We start from the raw sequence: 14,395 nt of genomic DNA, 5'->3' as shown, positions 1-14,395 counted from the left end.
ATCTCCCTGGTTAACCGCCGGATGCCAGCGAGGTGCCGACCCAGGGGCCGAAGTCGGAACAGCCGCTTGCGTTGCACGCTTGGACGCGGAAGCTGACCATACCGTTGACCAACATGAGCAACTGATAGGAAGTATTCGGTCCGCTATAGAAGGTCGATAAGGTGTTTTGCGGATCCTTGTATTGCACCGTGTAAGTCGTGGCGGTGGCCGATGCGCTCCAGCTCAAATGGACGATGGGCTTGTCGTATGGTCCGCTGGTTGTCAGCGTCATTCCTGTCGGCGTCGTGGGAATAAGCGCGACGGAAATGCTGGCTGCGGGGCTCCACGGCCCGCAACCGCCGGCGTTACACGCCACCACCCCATACGAATAGGTGCCATTACCACGGCCACTGGTACTCCAACTCGTCGCGTTACTGCTTTGTATGCTTGTCCAGGTTCCGCCGTTGGCTTGTTCAGCCAGTCCGTAGGAGGTTGCACCGGGCACGGTCGTCCAACTTACGGTATAGCTGCCAGTGCTACTGCTACTCGGCACAGTCAGGCTCGGCGCACTGGCCGGTGGGATCGTGACCACTACGGTACTACTGGACGCAAGCTGCCCACTCCAGCCATTCGCGTTACCTGCCGACACATAGTAGATGTAGTTACCCGAGACGGTGACCGTTAGCGCTGCGCTGGTGGCAGGACCGCTATAAACATTAGTCCAACCACCGCCGTTGATGCTTTGATAGAGGTTGTAGTAAGTCGCTGTGTTGCTGGCCGCCCAACTGACGGCCATCGGCCCATTACTCGTCGCCGGCACGGTGATACTCGCTGGCGTCGGTGGAATATGCGCCACGCTGACCGTATTACTGGCTGTCCACACGCTGCAGCCATTGGCGTTGCAGGCCTGGGCCTGATAGCTGTAGCTGCCATCGGCCGGGTTGCTCAGCGAGTAGCTGGTGCCTGAGCCATTGGCCACCTGTGTCCATACTCCGCCACTGACCTTCTGCTGCAGCACATAGCTGGTGGCTCCGGTCGAAGCCGGCCAACTCACGCTGATACTGGAAAGATCATTCGCCACGCTGGCGCTAGCCGAAGCGGGCGCAGCGGGTGCAGCAGGTACTGCAGGAACAACGAGGTTGCCGGAATTGCTAACCAACAGGTTGTCATTGCCTACGGGGGAGACGCCGTAGATATAAATGCCCTTGCCTGCGTACTGACTCCGCGTCGTCGTAGCGAGCGGAATGGCATAGCGATAGCTGCCTGTCGTCACACTGCAAGCAGTCGCCACGGCAGGTTCGCTGCTTTGATTGGCGCTATAGCGCCCAATCATTGTCCCCGTCCCGTAAGGACCGCCTACGTACAGGTCGACATTGATCGATTGTGCGATACCCGTGGAGCAGGCCCAGCCCGACAGGACAGCATTGCCGGAAGCATCGATGTTGACACTGTCGATGCCACCTCGAATGCTTGTCGCATACCCCTCGCTGCGCGCAATCATCTTCTTACCGAGGTAGATGTAGTCGGTCGTCTTGGTAGTGGCGCCGTCCACCTGATACAGCAACTGCCCAGCCTGGGTATAGAAGTAATACGTCGGGCTGCTACCGCTCGCAGGCGTCTTGAGCACGCGCCGTCCCGCGGCGTCATAGGCGTAGTTGTCAAACCCCAGCATCTGGGTGAGCTGGTTTTTCGCATCGAAGACCAGCGTATTGCCGTTCCGTGTAATGACATTGCCGCGATTGTCGTAAGCGAAGCTGCTGGTCGTGCTGGCACCGTTGGTGATCGAGGCCAATCGGTTGGTGGCGTCGTAGTTGTAGGCGTAGGTTTGCCCGCCACTGACGCGGCTGCGCAAGTTATTGAGTGGGTCGTAGCTATAGGTCTCCACCCCCCACATACCATTGGCTTGCGCCTGGGTCAGGCGATTGAGGGTGTCGTAGCTCAGCACCTTGCTGCGCGGACCACCGGCCAGATCGTTGATGGTGGTGATATTGCCGTTGGGGTCGTAGGCAAAATCTTCGCTGAGATTGAGCGTGCTGCCTTTGGCATAGGTGAAGTTGCTTAGCAACTGACGGGCATTCTTCTGCACCAGGTAGTCCGCGCCGTTGCCATAACTGAAGTGCTGCACGTCGCCATCGGGGAAGTAGCTGATACCGCTGGCGTAGCTGCCGACCTGGGTCGGCCGGCCCAGCGCATCGGGGGCGTAGTTGATGACCGTACCGTCGGGGTAGCTCAGCGTAGCGAGGTTGCCGTTGCTGTCGTGGGCATAGCGCAGCACGTTGGCGCCGTTGCCGTTGACGCTTAGGGTTTCCGATGTGAGCTGGCCGAGCTTGTTACGTATGACGGTCGAGGCACTGATACCGGAGTTGCTAGTGGCGAGGTTGCCCAACGCATCGTAGGTGTAGGTCGTGCTCTGGGTGCCGGCCGGTGGCAGCAGTGTCAGCACGCGGTTCATCGTGTCGTAGGTACGGGTGGTCTGCGCGGCGACGACGACTTGCTCCTGGCCGCAACCGGTGCCGGTGATGGCCAGGCCCGCGGCGGTCCAGGCCACGTTGTTGGCGGCGTCGTAAGCGGTGACTTCGCTGCCGCTCTCCGGCTCGGTGGTGCGGCACAGGCGGTGGTAGCTGTCGTAGGTCAGCGACTTGGTGACGTTATCGCTCTCGGCGCCGTAGAGGCCCGATTGGGTGATGGTCAGCGGATTGCCGTAGAGATCGCGGGCGATACTCTGGGTGATGCCCTCGGGTGCCTGCACCTGGATCACCGCGTTATAGGACGGCTGATCGAACACCTGGTAGCTGGTAGTGGTGACGTTGCCCTTGGGGTCGGTCACCTGTTGGCGCGCACCGGAGAGGTAGGCGGTGATCGCGGTTAGCGTGCCCAGCTCGGACGCCTGTTGGGTTTGGGTGAGCCGACCCAAGGCATCGTAAACGCTGGTGCTGCCGCTGGTAATCGAGCCTAGGTCTGGTGCGCCGCTGACTGGATAGGTCACGAAGATCTTTTGGCCTTTCCAGTCGTAGTCGGTGCGTGTACTGATGTCTGACCCTGACGTACCAGCGATAGCGGTATCACTCAGCACGGGACGCAGCATGGCGTCGAAATAAGTGGTGGTGACCGCATTGCCCTTGGTGGTCGTGCGACGCCAATGATTAGCGGCCACACCGCGCTCGGCGCCGGTTATATAGGCATAACTGAAGTTTTTGGGAGACCACGCCACCTCATCGCCGGCAGGGTAGGTGATACCGGCAATACGACCAATGGCATCGTAGTTGTAGCTGGTGGTGTTACCGGCCTGATCGGTGAGGCTGCTGATCTGACCGAAGTCATCCACGACCAGGCTTTGCGTATACGTGTCGGGGTAAGCGATCGACTGCGGGATGCCGCGTTTGTAGTTGCTCAGCGTGGTGGTGTGGCTCTTGCCATCGGTGAAGCTGGCCAACTGGCCTTGCCCATCGAAGGTGTAGCTCATCAACGTCTGGCCAAAGCGGGCGCGCGATTGCAGCGTGACGTTGCTGAGGTTGTAGGTGTTGAGGCTTTCGACTTCGCCGGTACTGAGGTTGTCGGTTTCCTGCGGCAAGCCCAGCACCCAGTGCGGCAGATCGTTGAGATAGCTGGTCTGTTCCTCGATCGCGCTTTGGCCGGCAATGCTGTTGTAGCGTTTCAACTTGGTGGGATGAGCATAGGCATCGAATGCTTCGACGAGCCAGGTATAGGTATCACCGTCTTGCTGCAGCGTGCGCTGGCTGACGGGAATCAACTGACCGGCCTGCGCCTGATTCACCGCGATCTGCGGAGAATTGCCCTGAGTCGTCGGCCATGGACCGCCTGTGGGATTGGCGTAACTGTTGACCTCGGACCGCATCGTCGCAGTGCCGGCACCACCGGCGTAATAGTCCGTTTCCAGCAGCATGCTTTCGCTGGCATCGAACTTGTTGCTGAAGGTGTATTTGACGTCATGGCCCGATGGGTCCACGACATCTGTTGCCACCGTGGATGCGCACCCTGAAGAACAATCGGTCGTCCAACTGTAGTTGAAGCCTGAGTAGTTGTAAGCCCAGGTGTAGGTGGGTAACCCTGCACCGGAGAACTGCTTTTGGGTAATGGAATTCTGTTTGTAGATATTGGGAAAGCGCAGGTCGTTACCGTTACCCGCCGTAGGGCAGTAATACGGCACATAAGAGCGCCCGCGCACGGTGCTTTGCACCGTGAACGTACCGATCAACCCGGAAGGATGGGTCATGCTTCCCGAGGATGTGACGGCATCCTGAAGCTTCGGCACCATCGCGCATACATTGCTGTCGTCGATCAGGTAGCCGTCGCTCGGCGGTGGCGCAAAACCGCCCAGATTGAACGACCAGGCGCTACCGTCGGGTTGCTGCACACTGCTCAAGCGGGGCAAGTAGGGATCACTGCTATAGCTGTAAGTCCACGTTCTCGGCGCGCTGCTACCCGGCTGTAACGTGATCGAGTGCACGCGATAGGCGACGGGGTTGATGTAACTGCCGAAGGTGTCCTTGGACTGGTTCTGCCAGCTCTCCCAGGTCAGCGACACCTGGCGGCCATCGCTGGACTGGATACCGGTGAGGTTGCCGTTGCCGTCATAAGAGAAAGTCAGCGTATTACCGAACCGGTCAACCACCTTCGAGACCAGCATCATGGCGACACGGCGATACAGCGCGCCGCCACCGCCAAAGATCACCGGATCTGCTTTTTTATAGATCAGCGCGTCGAGCCAGTAACTGGTGCCATCGGGAGATACCGCAAGGAAGCCTTCGCCCGGCTTGCCATTGGAGGTCTGCGACAAGCAGCCGATCGACCAATGCTGTTTAGTGACCAAGGGGAACGATTCGGTCGCCCCATTGACGGTCATTTGCGGCGACTGCGTATTGGACGCATCGCGCAGCAATACTTCCTGGCTGCCTGCCCCTGGGATAATTAGCTGATAGCCATGCCACCACTGCTGCGGCATGTAGTCGATCACCGTGCTCTTGAAGGTGACATACATGTCAGGGCCGCTGGCAAACGAACTGCAGCGTTGCGCATTGCTAGTGAAGAACCACGGCGCGGTGTCGGCTGGCTCAAGATTGGCGGTGCCGTTTGCCGCAGACATGGTCTCCAAGCGCGGCACTTCCAGCGACCAATCAACGAAGCCGTTGTTGAGAAAGGTGTGATAAACCGTGGTCGGCAGTACATCCGGCAAATGAAACTCACGACTGATCTGCAACAACGGTCCAATACCCGTTGCACTCACGTCGGTTTGCTCGAAGGACAACGCACCGTTGTAAAGACTGATGTTCTCGCCGAAAGGGTTTTCGCCCAGCGGCTGGATGTCTTCGCTGACCTTGATGCGTTTTTGGAATTCGCTTTCTGGAGAGACCGGCGCCGACTGCGACCACGCTGGCGATGAGACGACTAAAGAAACCATGGCCCATGAAAAAAAGACAGCCGCACCTAACGCCCAACGCAATTCGCGCCGACACCTAGTCATCCGGTTTTCCCCATTTGATGCTGATGGCACTCCCTCGGCGCCATCAGCATGATCGTGTAATCGTGCTCGACGATTTACGGCATTCGCAAGATTTCGTCTAGCGACACAATGCCGATCATTTGTGTAGGGGATTTCTTACAAAGCTTGGCGCCCAAGACGGGCGCCCATTGCGAAAGAATTTACGAGAGCAAATTCAGCCGTATTTGCGGAAATACAGCCACGCGACAACCGCCAGAATCGTCGCCGGCAACAAATTGGCCAGCGCAGGCGGCACGCCATAGACGGTGCCGAAATTGACCATGGCCTTTTGCAAAAAGTACCAGCCGATGGCGAGCAGCATGCCGATGAACATGCGCTTGCCGAGGCCACCGGAGCGCAGTGCGCCGAAGGCGAAGGGCATCGCGCACAGCACCAGTACCAATACGTTCAAGGGGTAAAGTGCGCGGGTCCAGAAGGCCACGGCGTATTCGCCGGGGGCTTCGCCGAGGCTTTGCTTGTAGTGGATGTTGCGGTAGAGGTCGCGCATGGACAGGTATTGCGGCTGGATCAGCGATTGCTCCAGCACCTGCGGATTGAGGCGCGAATCCCAGTGCATGCTGGCCGCCTCTTTAGTATGCGTGCCCTGCTCGTCGAGAGTGGTCGTGCGCACACCGTCCATCACCCACTGCTTGCCGTCGTGCTCGGCGGTCTTGGCCCAATCGAAGCGAGTCAACTGACCGTCGGCAGTCATCGTGAATACGCGCACATCCACCAATTGCACGCTGCTGTGCGTGCTATCGGTTTTGGCCAGCGCGGTTTTCGCGTTGATGATGTGGTCGCCATCGCGTGCCCATAGACCGCTGCTGGTGGTCATGCCGATGGTGTTGGTCTTCATGCGCAGTTGCATGGCCTGCGCTTGCTGGTCGCCCCAGGGTGCGGCGGTTTCGCCGAGAATCACTACGCCGACGATCAATACCCCGACCACGCCCACGGCAGAGGCTGCGATGCGCAGCTTGGACATGCCCGCCGCGCGCAGAGCGGTCAGCTCGCCGCTGCCGGCCAAGCCGCCAAGGCCGAGCAACCCACCGATCAAGGCCGCATTGCCGAACATCTCGTACATGCGGCGCGGCGTGGTTACCAGCACATAGACGATGGCATTGGTGAGGGTGTAGCCGTTTCTGCCGATGTGTCCGATCTGCGCCATCAACTGCCAGACCACGTTGAGGCCGGTAATCACCAGCCACACCATCAGCAGCGAACTCAGCACCGTGATGCCGATCAGCCAATCGACCCGCTTGACGCGCAAAGCCCTCATGCGGTCACCGCTTTGCGCGATTTGCGCGACTGGTATTGGGCGCGGAACATCCAGCCGGCAATAGCGAGTACCAACAAGCTGATGACCCACATCGGCGTCGCATGATGCCACTGTCCCTTGATAAGCCGACTACGGCATAGCGCCAGCAGCAAGTAGTAAAGATAGAAAGCGAGCACGGCCAGCAACAGGCGGCCAAAGCGCGGTTCGCGCGGGGTCTGCTTGGATAGCGGCAAGGCCAGCATCAGCAACACCACCATCATCGCCGGGGCAATGGTGCGCCAGGCGAATTCAGCGCGCGCCTCGGGCGAATCCACCTGTGCCAGCGCAATGGTGTCCAGGATATGCGCCGGATCATCCTCGCTGTTGTCCGATTGCACGTTGGACAACGAGGTGTCGTTACGCTCGTACTGCATCTTGCGCCAATTGTCGGCGCCTAGCGGTATCTCGTACTGCCAACCGTCGTTCAAGGAAAGGAAGCGGCCATTGCCGTCGCTCTCCTGATACAACTGCCCGTTTTTGCCGGTAATCAGCTTGAGATGGTGCACGCCATCCTTGCCGGCTCGATCGGTGGCGATAAAGGTATTGCCCAGCACGGTGCCGTCGCGGCTCAGGCTGTTGACGAAGATGATGCCGCCCTTGCCCGGCAGCTCGGTAAAGCGCCCGGCATCCAGGCCGGCGGCGATCACTGAGCGGTTCGCCGTTGCCACCAGGGCTTCGGAGGTGCGTGCGGACCAGGGGCCCAGCCACATCGATACCGTGCCCACCAGCAAGGCCAGCGCAGCGGCCAGTATCGCCATGGGCCGCAGCAAGCCGCCCGGCCCCATGCCCGACGAAGCCAGCACATGCATTTCGCTCTCGCGATACATGCGTCCAAGCGAAAGCAACACGCCCAGAAAGCCGCCGAGCAGCACCACCGTGGACAGGCCGTCGAGCATGTTCAGGCCAAGCACCTGGAACATGACACTGGCAGGAAAGCTGCCGTTGGCCACTTGTTTGAGTACCTGGGCGAACGTGGTACCGGCAGAGATAGCCACCAACACAATGACCGTGGCAGCCACGGTTTGAGCCAGTTCACGCAGGAAATAGCGGTCGAGAATGCTCAGCATGCGATAGGATACTTGGCTCCGTGCCTGGCCAACGCCGGCCGGCAAACACCAAGTCTAGCCTGTCCGACCTGCTTCGGACCCCTGCAGGATGTTACCGATGACGCTTCAGTTCAGCCTTGGCTCCGCCCCCCCCGAAACCGTTGATACCTCGTGCGTAGTGGTTGGCGTCTATGAGAATGGCCTGCTCACCAGCGCGGCAGCGCGGGTAGACACCGCCGCCGAGGGCGCAATCAAGCGCCTGACCGAAAGCGGCGACATCACCGGCAAGGCCGGCACCACCACCTTGCTGTTCGCCCCTGCCGGCGTGGTCGCCAAGCGCGTACTGGTCGTAGGCCTGGGCGCACAGAAAACCCTCGACAGTGCGCGCTATCAGAAAATCCATATGGAAGCGGCCCGCGCACTCGGCCGGCTGCCGATCAATAGCGCCACCTCGTACCTGACCGAGGTGGACGTACCCGGCCGCGACGCCGCCTGGCGCATGCGCACCGCCGTGCTTGCCGCCGACCACACGGCTTATCGCTACACCGCCACCTTCAAACCGCGCGAGAAATCCAGCCAGCCCGAGTTGAGCGCCATCAGCTTTATCGCGCCGGCCGATGCACAGACGGGCCTGGATCAAGCCATCGCCATCGCCGAAGGCGTGCGCTTTGCGCGCGAGCTGGGCAACCTGCCGCCGAACATCTGCAACCCGGCCTACATCGCCGAACAGGCACAGCAATTCGCCGCCCAGCACGACAGCGTCAACTGCAATGTGCTCGATCACCTTGAAATGGAAAAGCTCGGCTTCGGCTCGCTGCTTGCGGTGGGTCGCGGCTCAGTCAACAAGCCCAAGCTGGTGGTGCTGGAATACAAAGGCGGCAACGCCGGCGACAAACCTTATGCCTTCGTCGGCAAGGGCATTACCTTCGACACCGGCGGTATCAGCCTCAAGCCCGGTCCAGGCATGGAAGAGATGAAGTTCGACATGGGCGGCGCTGCCGGCGTGCTCGGTGGCTTCGTGGCCGCGGTGAAAATGGGCCTCAAGCTCAACCTGGTCTGCGTCGTACCGGCCGTGGAAAACATGCCCGATGGCGATAGCTATCGCCCCAGCGATGTACTGACCAGCCTGTCGGGCCTGACCATCGAAGTACTCAATACCGACGCCGAAGGCCGCCTGATTCTGTGCGACGCGCTCACCTACACCGCGCAGACCTTCCAGCCGCAGGCGATGATCGACGCCGCCACCCTCACTGGCGCCTGCGTCATTGCACTGGGCAAACACGCCACCGGCCTGATGAGTAAACATGACGATCTCGCCGCCGAACTGCTGGCCGCCGGCGAAGAAACCCTCGACCGCGCCTGGCGCCTGCCGTTGTGGGACGACTACCAAGTGCAGTTGGAGTCGGGCTTTGCCGACGTCGCCAATATCGGCGGCAAGAACGCTGGCGCCATCACCGCAGGCTGCTTTCTCGCACGCTTCACCGAAGGCCAGCGCTGGGCGCATCTGGATATTGCCGGTACCGCCTGGGACGAAGGCCGTAAGGGCTTGGCAACCGGTCGCCCGGTACCGCTGCTGGCACAGTGGCTGATCGATCGCTGCTGATTGAAAGCGGGGAACGGGGAATAGGGAACGGGGAACACCAAGCGGCGCTGTGAATTGCGCCCTTGCCTCAAGCTCAATATTTCCCGTTCCCCGTTCCCCGTTCCCTGCCTTTGACTTAAGCCCTTATGCCCCGCGCCGACTTCTACTTGATCGACAAACCGCGCTTTCGCGAGCAACCGCTGCTGCTGGTATGCGAGCTGGCGAAGAAAGCGTTTGCGACGCAGCAGCCGGTGCTGGTGTTGACGCGCGACTTTGCTCAAGCCGAAGCGCTGGATGAGTTGCTATGGGCGTTTGACGAAGATGCATTTATTCCGCATCAACTCGCCGGCGATGACGATGATGCGGATACCGCGGTGTTGATTGCGCCACCGGGTATTGATACGGCGGATCGCCCGCTGCTGATTAACCTGCGCGAAACCTGCCCGCCGGGTCGTTATGAACGGGTGCTGGAAGTGGTGGCGGCGGACCCGGCGGAGCGCGATGGCTCGCGGGTGCGTTGGCGGGAGTATCAGAGGTTGGGGGTTGCGGTGAGTAAGTTCGATATGTAGGGCATGTCGTTGCTCTGCGTTTTATTTGTGGTTTTGGGTTTCGTCTGGTTGTGGTGTGTTGTCGCGATCCGGTTCGCCTGCGGCGTTTTCGGCCACCTGCCGGTGGTCGAGTCACTTTTCTTTGAAGTGGCCAAAGAAAAGTAACCCAAAGAAAGGCCACCCCCATGCAGCGCTCTACGGGCATCCTGCCCTGCGAGTGCGTGAGGCTTGGCCGGGCTTTTCGACAGGGCTTCCTGCCCTGGCGAAAAGGCATCGACATCCGTGTCGATGCCCCTACGGGCCTTGTCGTCCAAGCCTCACCGCTGCAAAGGGGCCCCGAAGAGCAGCGCGCGTCCTGCGCGCACTCGGGAGCGACTGCAGGCAGTCGCCGATATATGAAACGCACGCCCACGGCCCCCTCCCCTGCTTGTAGGGGAGGGTTGGGGAGGGGTTCAATCTTGCGGCAAGGTTGCACCCCCTCCCAGCCTCCCCCTGCAAGCAGGGGGAGGGGGAAAAGCAACGCTCGCAGCTTTTGACGTTGCTTTTGATCTTGCTCTGGCTTCTGCTCTTGACCTTGGGGCCCCTGTGCGTCGGTGAGGGTCGGACGACAAGGCCCGCAGGGGACTCGGCATGGATGCCGAGTCCTTTTCGCCAGTGCATGGATGCACTGTCGAAAAGCCCGGCCGACCCTCACGCACCCGAAGGGCGACTCACCGGGGTGCTCTTTCTTTTGGTTACTTTTCTTTGAGCAAGCAAAGAAAAGTGACTCGGACCCCGGCAGGGGTTCGAAAGCCCGCCGCAGGCGAACAACCTAGCGACAACCTCAACAAACAAAAAAACTCACCCCGCCACCCGACTCAACACATCCACCAACTGCTCCCCCGTCAGCGGCTTACGCAAAAACCCATCCATCCCCGCCTCCCGCGAACGCGGCTCCTCGTCACCACCCGAGCGCGCAGTAACCGCAATAATCGGCATTCGCTTACCGCCGTCCTCACCTTGGCGAATAAGCTGCGCAATCTGGAAGCCATCCACACCAGGCAAATCCAGATCCAGAAAAACAGCATCGCAAGGCGTCTGCTCCAGCTCAGCCAAGGCACTGAGGCCGTTGCCGACATGCAGCACCACGTGACCCTGCCGCTCAAGCAGGCCACGGATAACCGCCGCCACCGTCGCATCATCTTCAACCAGCAGCAGCCGCAGGCTTTGCGAGATGGCCGTATCCACTGGTCGCACCACGCTCACCGCTGGATGTGCTGGGATCGACAGCGGCAGTCGAACGTGGAACGTACTGCCGTGCGCCACGCGTGATTGAAGCTCGATGCTGCCGCCCATCAGCCCAACCAGCTCGCGGCAAATCGCCAGACCTAAACCGCTGCCGGAATTACGCTGCGGCCCGTCTTCTTGTTCAAAGCGTTGAAACAATCGCGCCTGACTGGCTTCTGGGATGCCGGGGCCGGTATCGCTGATGCTCAGATGCAGCTCTTCGTCACTCCACTTCGCACGTAAGGTCACGCTGCCGTGTTCGGTGAACTTCAGTGCGTTGTTGGCCAGGTTCAGCAGAATCTGTTTGATCCGCACCGCATCGCCAAGCAGCCACGCCGGCAAAGGCGTGCTGATGTCGACATGGAAGCGCAGGCCTTTGGCTTGGGCCAGGCCACGCTCCAATCGGGCCACGTCATAGATCAAGGCATGCGGATCGAATGCGCTTGGCTCCAACTCCAGGCGGCCTGCTTCGATGCGGGCGAGATCCAAGGCATCGTTGAGCAGTTTCAACAACATGCCGCCAGAGCGCCGCATGGTTTCGGTGTACTCGTGCTGGGTCGGGCTGAGCTGCGTGCTAAGCAGCAACTCGGCCATGCCGAGTACACCGGTCATCGGGGTACGGATTTCGTGGCTGAGGTTGGCAAGAAACCGGGTCTTGGCCGCACTTGCCTGTTCGGCCAGGGTGCTGCGCTGCTCGGCCAATTGCATCTGATGACGCTGGGCCAAACGTCGACGCCATACGCGCAGGACCAGCCAGGTCAGCAGCGCGACCAATAAGGCATAGGCGCACCACGCCCACCAGCGCGCCCACGGCGGGGCTTGTACATGGATCGTCAGCGGTGCGCTCAGTTGACCCCATGCACCGTCGGCACCGGCGGCCATCACGTCGAGGGTGTAGTCGCCCGCGCTCAGGCCGGCGAATTCGCGTGCGCCGAGGTTGCCGGTATCCACCCAATCGGCATCGAAACCATTGAGACGAAAGCGATAGCGGTTGGCCGCAGGATTCACATAGGAGGAAACGCGTGCCTCTATCATCAAACCGCGGTCCTGCCAGCTCACCGACACGCTGGCGTCGCCGCGCAGCGGCCGCGCCACCAATACACCTTTGCGGCGCACGCTGACACCGGTAATCGCCACCAGCGGCGTGCCCGCCGATTCGTCGATGCTATTGGGATCAAACGCGATAACGCCGCCGAGTGTCGGCGCATAGATATGGCTGTCGCTCAAACGGGCAAAGCCACGAAAAAACTCGCTATTGCTCAGGCCGTCCTGCAGATCCAATTGACGAAAGCGGCCGCTGCTCGGGTCGTAGCGCCATAGACCGTCGCGGCCGAACAGCCATAACCGTTGATGCTCGTCGACGGCCAGGTCGAGCACGTTGACTGAAGGCCAGCCTTGCGCCGCCCCGATTTTGTGATCGAACGCGAGGCCATCGTTTTCGTAACGGTAATATTCCAAACCATCGGGGCGTGCCAGCCACATGCCGTATGGCCCGAAGTCGAAAGCATTGACCGCACTGTCCCTGCTGACTCCCGGCACCGGCTCCAGATGATCGAGCCCGGCAGCGAGCCGCCACAATCCGCCATCGCTGGCGTACCAAAAAATACCGCGCTTCAGTGTGAGCTGATTGCACCAGCGCGCTTTCTCTTCGGCGGGTCGAATGGGCACCGGGGTCGATGCCAGCGTGTCCTGATCGACGCGAAACAGACCTTCGCCGAAGGTGCGCGCATACAGCTTGTCGTCCGGGCCAAGCTCGACCTCTAGTGGACGCAGCATCGTCCGGCCGGCGGTGTCGACCATGTCGAGCTTGCCGCCGGCATAGCGATAGAGCGCGCCCTGCATGATGATCCACAGGCGGCGATCGGCATCCTCGGTCATGGCAAGCACATCGCCGCGCGGAATCGACAGAATGTGCTCGACCATGCCGGTCGTCGGGTCCAGCTTGTCCACGCGGCCGGAGCGCTGCCCTACCCACAAGCGCCCATCGCGCCCGTGTGCCATCGCGGTAGCCATCGAGTCGCGCAAGCTGGTGTCGTCATCTGGAATATGGGTAAAGCGGCTGAATTTGTTCCAGCCCGGCGCGAGATACGCCACACCGCCGTCGAACAAAGTGATCCATAACCCTCCCTCGCGATCAGGGAAAATCTTCCAGACCCAGGTGCCGGGAAGGTTGCCGGTCAGCATCGGCTGATTGAGCACGGCCACTACCGGTTCAGCCGGGCTATTTTGCAAAAACAGGCCGCGCTGCGTGCCTATCCACAAACGCCCCGCCTGATCGCGCGCACTGCTGATGACGTTGGTATCGGGGATTTTTTCCGGTGCGAACAAACGCGCCACATCGTCCTTACCGACCAGCAACAAACCATGCCCTGTAGCGATGCGAATTTCTTCGCCATCGCCCTCGATGCGCCAGGCATCGATCGGCCGATCTGTTCCCTCTTGCACGACGTGATGCAGCCGGCCATCCGGGTCGCGGCGAAAGATGCCGCGATCGCAACTGAACCACAAACGCTGCTGTGCATCGACATACAACGCGACCACCGAGCCGAAACCAGCCGGCGAGCCATCGCTGATATGTTCAAAGCCGTGGCCATCCGCACGCATGCGATCGAGGCCTTTGTCATGGCCAACCCAGAAGCTGCCGTCGGCGCTCTGTGCTATCGACCAGACCTTGTCGCCAGCCATGCTGGAAGGGTCGGCCGCATCGTGGCCCCAATGCTCGAACTTGCCACTAACCGCGTCATAACGATTCAAGCCCGCTTCGAGACCGCCAGCCCACAAACGTCCCGCGCGATCGATCAACAGCGAGCCGATGCCGTTGTCATAGAGCGAACCCGAATCGCCCGCAACGTGGCGGAATACCTTGAAGTCCACGCCGTCGTAACGAGCGATACCGCCCTTGGTGGCGAACCACATCACCCCATCGTGACCTTGCACCACCGTGTAGACACTGCTGCTAGGCAAGCCGTTGCTGGTGCCATAACGCCGAAATTGCGGCGTCGGCAACACCGCCATCTGCACCGCGGCAGGTGAGGCAGTCGTGATGGCCGCAACCGGCTTATTCGCCCCAAGCAGGGCGACGCTCAACAGCAAGGACGACAGCATGATTACCCCCAATCGTGTGAATCATGCCAAATCCAACAGCAACGTGCCTTTATT

At 60.6% G+C, this 14,395-nt stretch carries 6 protein-coding genes; 2 read left to right on the top strand and 4 right to left on the bottom strand.

What is annotated here, in order from left to right; translation table 11 throughout:
• Positions 1-10: 10 nt before the first annotated feature.
• The 3 genes from DVJ77_RS05035 to lptF all read right to left on the bottom strand — a co-directional run bounded on the left by DVJ77_RS05035 (position 11) and on the right by lptF (position 7,861).
• Complete coding sequence (locus tag DVJ77_RS05035) at positions 11-5,398, bottom strand: hypothetical protein (RefSeq protein ID WP_162791371.1); 5,388 nt, start codon at positions 5,396-5,398, stop codon at positions 11-13.
• 256 nt (positions 5,399-5,654) lie between these two features.
• On the bottom strand, positions 5,655-6,755 hold the full coding sequence (lptG, locus tag DVJ77_RS05030) for an LPS export ABC transporter permease LptG (protein WP_114844391.1): 1,101 nt from the start codon (positions 6,753-6,755) through the stop codon (positions 5,655-5,657).
• Positions 6,752-7,861 carry an LPS export ABC transporter permease LptF gene (gene lptF, locus DVJ77_RS05025; protein ID WP_114844390.1) on the bottom strand — a complete coding sequence of 370 codons (1,110 nt, stop codon included), beginning with the start codon at positions 7,859-7,861 and terminating at the stop codon, positions 6,752-6,754. The genes lptG and lptF overlap by 4 nt, the downstream gene beginning before the upstream one ends.
• 97 nt (positions 7,862-7,958) lie before the next feature.
• On the opposite strand from lptF, the gene DVJ77_RS05020 reads away from it, so the two are divergent.
• A complete protein-coding gene (locus DVJ77_RS05020) occupies positions 7,959-9,443 on the top strand; it encodes a leucyl aminopeptidase (protein ID WP_114844389.1) in 1,485 nt (494 codons plus the stop codon).
• A gap of 125 nt (positions 9,444-9,568) precedes the next feature.
• On the top strand, positions 9,569-9,991 hold the full coding sequence (locus tag DVJ77_RS05015) for a DNA polymerase III subunit chi (RefSeq protein WP_114844388.1): 423 nt from the start codon (positions 9,569-9,571) through the stop codon (positions 9,989-9,991).
• An 819-nt stretch (positions 9,992-10,810) separates the two neighbouring features.
• On the opposite strand, the gene DVJ77_RS05010 is transcribed toward DVJ77_RS05015, so the two are convergent.
• Complete coding sequence (locus tag DVJ77_RS05010) at positions 10,811-14,341, bottom strand: hybrid sensor histidine kinase/response regulator (protein ID WP_114844387.1); 3,531 nt, start codon at positions 14,339-14,341, stop codon at positions 10,811-10,813.
• Positions 14,342-14,395: the final 54 nt, after the last annotated feature.

The sequence above is a fragment of the Dyella tabacisoli genome (genome assembly GCF_003350925.1).
GTDB classification, from domain to species: Bacteria; Pseudomonadota; Gammaproteobacteria; order Xanthomonadales; family Rhodanobacteraceae; genus Dyella_C; species Dyella_C tabacisoli.
Note: the sequence above shows the minus strand (reverse complement) of the source record. Positions and strands in the feature narration are given on the sequence as shown.

Coding starts and splice junctions, on each gene's coding strand:
- DVJ77_RS05035 (WP_162791371.1), bottom strand. CDS start 5,398: ATGGTTTCTTTAGTCGTCTCATCGCCAGCGTGGTCGCAGTCGGCGCCG.
- lptG (WP_114844391.1), bottom strand. CDS start 6,755: ATGAGGGCTTTGCGCGTCAAGCGGGTCGATTGGCTGATCGGCATCACG.
- lptF (WP_114844390.1), bottom strand. CDS start 7,861: ATGCTGAGCATTCTCGACCGCTATTTCCTGCGTGAACTGGCTCAAACC.
- DVJ77_RS05020 (WP_114844389.1), top strand. CDS start 7,959: ATGACGCTTCAGTTCAGCCTTGGCTCCGCCCCCCCCGAAACCGTTGAT.
- DVJ77_RS05015 (WP_114844388.1), top strand. CDS start 9,569: ATGCCCCGCGCCGACTTCTACTTGATCGACAAACCGCGCTTTCGCGAG.
- DVJ77_RS05010 (WP_114844387.1), bottom strand. CDS start 14,341: ATGCTGTCGTCCTTGCTGTTGAGCGTCGCCCTGCTTGGGGCGAATAAG.